The sequence below is a fragment of the Clostridium sp. DFI.1.208 genome, from assembly GCF_024463855.1.
Classification (GTDB): Bacteria; Bacillota_I; Bacilli_A; order Erysipelotrichales; family Erysipelotrichaceae; genus Clostridium_AQ.
Genome location: NZ_JANGCA010000131.1, coordinates 1 through 1,978, shown reverse-complemented (window position 1 = coordinate 1,978; position 1,978 = coordinate 1). Strand labels below are relative to the sequence as shown.

At 38.0% G+C, this 1,978-nt stretch carries 1 protein-coding gene; it reads right to left on the bottom strand.

From position 1 onward, the window contains the following. Nucleotides 1-56 precede the first annotated feature (56 nt). Nucleotides 57-1,835: an IS1634 family transposase gene (locus NE665_RS23575; protein WP_117442615.1), complete on the bottom strand. Its 1,779-nt coding sequence runs from the start codon at nucleotides 1,833-1,835 to the stop codon at nucleotides 57-59. Nucleotides 1,836-1,978: the final 143 nt, after the last annotated feature.

The following is a 1,978-nucleotide window of genomic DNA, read 5'->3' as shown; positions in this document are numbered from 1 at the left end:
TCCCGTCTTTGACAGTTTAAGAAAAAAATAACTCAAGAAAACCCTTTAGTTAAGGGTTAATCTTGAGTTTTTGGTTTTGCAGGTGAATATAGTAATTGATTTGCAACCTTAGACTGATGAATGATACTTCTCATCTTAGCTTTCTTGATAATCTGAGTATCTGTACGGAATCCAAATAGTACATGAAGATCATCCGTCAAATCTGTTCTTTTATAAACTGGAATGTAGCCATATGCGTCAAGTGCACATACATCCATTTTTCTCAGTGTATCTATGATGTTCTCTGTTGTATATCTCTTGTCCAGTTTCAATTCCAGAATCCTATATATCAGCAATGCCAGAAAGCAGATTAGGAAATGGGCCTTAATCCTGTCTTCTCTCTGCAAGTATACAGGTCGTGCTTCAAAGTCCGTTTTCATTATTCTGAAACATTCTTCGATCTGCCATCTTCTCTCATTGATAGCGATGATCTCAGATACATCTCCATCTATGTCTGTCGTAACTGCATAGAACCCGTCATACATCGCTTCTTTATCTATAGCTGCCTGGTCGAGCTGACAATATTCTTCTTCTGCCACCTCACCATTCGCAGTAATCGCAGTCTTTTTTATAAATCTGGCTGGATCGTTAGGATTACGCCTATTCTTCTTAAGCTTTTTTCCATCATCATTGATCATCTTCATAGCGCGTTCAATCTGCCCCTGTCTTATCTTTGCTTGATAAGCCTTATATTTAGGCGAATACGTTACGATCATCGTTTCTGATAACTTCTTTGACTCGATTGGGATTTCTTTATAGTAAATAGATTTGTATACTTCAGGATCATTTTCATCCAGTTCTCTGAGGTCGATGAATTTTTCGCTCCCCTGCTTTCTGTATTGTTTCGGATCGAGTGCTGTGATACGATCCTCTTTCTTCAACTTCTTCAATGACTGTGTGACGACATACGATCTGCCTCCCATATCATTAAACAATTTGTTATTCTGTGATCCGAGTCCGCTATCAGAACAATAAATGAATTCAGCACAGTCAAAATCACGTATGACCTTTTGTTCGAGAGGTTTCAATGTTTTCTGTTCATTCTGTTTACCAGGATGTAGGTCGAAAGCAAGTGGGAAGCCATCCGCATCCATGAAAAGTCCCATTCCTATGATTGGATTAGGACGATTCTCCTTACTTTTGCCATAAGTTTTACTCCCACTCTCCTGTTCGATTTCAAAATAATAGTTTGTACAATCATAATAAAGGACCTTGGTATTCCGTTTATGAAGGAAGTGTGAATTACGATAGATCTCAGCCTGGATATAATCTGATTCATCAGCAATAACAGAAAGCGCACGATAGACGTTTTGGAGAATGTATTTGGGCTGTTCCAGGAGCGTCTGAGCAAAAGCGTAAGAGCTCTTCTTACTAGAAGGATGAAGGATACGAGCAAAAAGCAAGTCAGATAAAATATCATACAGATTGTATTCATACTGATGGCGTCTCTTGATATTACGGCAGATATTATCAAAGCGGAGGGAGGAAAGGATAGATTGAAGGAAAAGGTAACCACAGTTTAAAGAGCGCTGCTCATTTTTAGGGATATAGTGTGTAGGGGATAAGAGAACAGAAACGGCTTTATTTTCGTTATTGTAATTATCAGTAGCAATACGGGCCTGTTCTTTAGCCCAGGCCATGACACCATCACGGTCAGTAGAGAGTAAAAGGGAAAGTTCAGCCAAAGTGCCCAGCCGTTTATGAACTCTGGAAGTATTTTTGCCGTTCTTATCAACAAAAGAATGGCAGATATAAAAAGTTTCAGAAGACTTCGATCGAGTAGTAGTAACTTTCATAGACATCACCTACATAAATTATATCACAAATTACCAATAATTACCATATAATAAAACGAAATATTTGACAAAATAATCATAAAAAAAGCCTTTGATAAAAAGCTTTAGAAGATGTTGGCTATATATAGTCTGTCAAAGACCCG

What these genes read in the sequence shown, in the direction of transcription:
- NE665_RS23575 (WP_117442615.1), bottom strand. Translation starts at nt 1,835, where the DNA reads ATGAAAGTTACTACTACTCGATCGAAGTCTTCTGAAACTTTTTATATC.